Source organism: Streptomyces calidiresistens (genome assembly GCF_014141525.1).
GTDB classification, from domain to species: Bacteria; Actinomycetota; Actinomycetes; order Streptomycetales; family Streptomycetaceae; genus Streptomyces; species Streptomyces calidiresistens.
Genome location: NZ_VKHS01000762.1, coordinates 1 through 2,555 on the forward strand (window position 1 = coordinate 1; position 2,555 = coordinate 2,555).

Here is a 2,555-nt window from a genome sequence, read left to right on the forward strand (position 1 = left end):
GCCCCCGCACGTTGGCGTCCCCCACCACAGCGAGCCGCACCGGGGAATCGGGCTGGCGGAAGGTGAGGTCGTAGCGACCTCCACCGGCGACTCGCAGCAGGGTGTCACGCAGTTCCGTGGCGCCGGGCACCTCGTTCCCGTCGATCGCGGCGACCTCGAAGCCGGTCCCGGTCAGGGAGAAGGTGCGCGGACAGTTGTCGGCGTTGACGAGCCGAAGCCGCACCGGGGTACCCGCCGGCACCTCCCTCCACCGCTCCCGTGTGCTGTCCCCGAAGGCGGTGCGCAGTTCCCCGCCGAGGCCGTTGTTCCCGCTGAGCGCGCCGCCCCGGGGCGGACCGGCCGGCCCCTCGCCCTCACCGACACTCCAGGCGTGCGCCACCACGGCGAGGTCCAGGCCCGGCGGGGCGGGTTCGGGTTCGGGTTCGGGTTCGGGTTCCTCGACGATCAGCGCGCCGAAGAGGCCGCGGGCGACGCTGACGGCGGGCTGCTGATGCGAGTGGTACCAGAAGGTCCCCGCCCGGTCCGGACGGAAACGGTAGACGTGCCGGCCACCCGGCGGCACCGCGTCCTGGGTCACACCGGCCACCCCGTCCTCGGCGTTGGGGACGTCGACCCCGTGCCAGTGCAGGGTGACCCCGCCCCGGACGTTCTTGTTGACCAGGACGACCTCGACCAACTCCCCCCGCTGGACGCGGAGTTCCGGTCCCGGCAACCGACCGTTGAAGGCCAGGGCCGCCACCGTCTCCCCGGAGGCCAACCGCAACGTCTCCTCCGCGGCGGTGAGGGTGATGGTTCGGTCGGGGGTCGCGGTGCGGGGGCCGGTCAACCGGGAGACGTCCCGGTGCGGTGCACCGCCCGGCCCGGGCCCACCCCCCGTGTCGTGGACGTGCCCGTGGTGGCCGGCGCGGGCCGGGAGCCTGCTGTTCTCGGCGGCGAAGGAGAGGACCCCGACGGGGACGAGCACGAGAACGGCGACCCCGGCGGCGAGGCGCGACAACCGCACGGAGAGGGCCCGGGGCCGCCACCCCGGATGGGCCTGCGCCTCACGGCGTCGCACCTGCCACAGGTACAGGCAGACCGTCCCGACCAGCAGGAAGGCCGAGTGGAGAAGGAAGGGGCCGGTGTGGGGGGGCGCCGGTGGTCGCAGGGTCAGGAGGGCCCCGGTCGCGGCCGCCAGCGCGCACGCCCACACCGGGACCACCAGTCGCGGATCGGCGGCCGACCCGCGCAGGGCCGCCGCCGCGCCGGGGTCCGTTCCGCCCTCCCCCGCCGCACGCGACCGCCGGGCGGCCCGCCCGGTCCGCCGGTACGCGGGAACCGCCACGACGAGGACGGCCGCGCCGGTCGGCACCAGGGGCACCGCGCCGAACAGGACGTAATCCACGGCCGCGGGCCACCCGGCGGCGAGGGCGAGGGCGAGGGCCGACGCGACCCGCAGCAGCAGGGCCACCAGGGCGACGCCCAACAGGACGAGTCCCATCCCGACCCGGCGCGGGAGACGTGCCGCCGGGCGCAGAGCCAGACGGCGTGCCCCGTGTGCGGCGAACCCCCACAGGACGGCTGTCAACACCGCCCAGAGGACGTTCTGTTCGAAGAGATTCTCCACCATGCCGGACAGGGTGCGGGCCCGCGTTCGAGTCCGCCTCGAGTCGAGTCCGCCTTGAGTCCGCTCGGTGATGCTCACGACGCCCGGGGCGCCCGCCCCGGGCGTCCCGCACCGGAGGGGTATCGACATGCAGGAACGGCGCTGCGCGCTGGTGACCGGAGGTTCGCGCGGCATCGGCCGGGCGATCGCGGTCCGGCTGGCCCGGGAGGGCTACGACATCGGCTTCTGCTCGCGCTCCGCGGACGAGGCGGCTCTGGAGACGTCCCGGCTGGTCGCCGCGGAAGGGGCCGCCGTCCACCACTCGGTCTGTGACGTCACCGACCTGGCCGCGGTACGCGGATTCGTCGCGGAGGCGGAGGAGAAACTCGGACCGCCGCACGCGGTGGTCAGCTCGGCCGGGGTCCTGCGGGACCGGCCGATGGCGCTGATGAGCGCGGAGGACTGGAGGACGGTGGTCGGAACCAGCCTGGACGGCGCCTTCCACCTCTCCCGCGCGGTGCTGCGCGGGATGCTCACCCGCCGGACCGGGGCCCTGGTGAACGTCTCCTCCGTGATCGGTGTGTACGGGAACGCAGGCCAGAGCAACTACGCCGCCGCCAAGGCGGGACTCAACGGGTTGACCCGGGCCCTGGCCAAGGAGGTCGCCCCCCGGGGGATCCGGGTGAACGCCGTCGCCCCGGGGTTCATCGAGACCGACATGCTCCGGGACATGGGCGAAGCCGCCAGGGAGACCGCCCTGGGCAAGGTCGCCATGGGACGGTTCGGCAGCGCCGAGTCCGTCGCCGCCCTGGTCGCCTTCCTGCTGTCCGACTCCGCCGACTACATCACCGGTCAAGTGGTGCGGATCGACGGCGGGCTCGCGCTGTGAGGCGGCGGTGATGTCCTCCGAGAGCATGACCGCCGGCCCGACCCCGGCCGGCGGAGAACCCTCCGAGCCCACAACCGCCCC

Annotated in this window: 2 protein-coding genes; one reads left to right on the top strand and one right to left on the bottom strand. The window is 74.6% G+C overall.

What is annotated here, in order from left to right:
* On the bottom strand, positions 1-1,609 hold a 1,609-nt coding region (locus FOE67_RS22465), incomplete at its 3' end, for a multicopper oxidase domain-containing protein (RefSeq protein ID WP_182666663.1).
* Between the two features lie 124 nt (positions 1,610-1,733).
* On the opposite strand from FOE67_RS22465, the gene fabG reads away from it, so the two are divergent.
* Positions 1,734-2,474, top strand: a complete 741-nt coding sequence (gene fabG, locus FOE67_RS22470; RefSeq protein ID WP_182666664.1) for a 3-oxoacyl-ACP reductase FabG — start codon at positions 1,734-1,736, stop codon at positions 2,472-2,474.
* Positions 2,475-2,555: the final 81 nt, after the last annotated feature.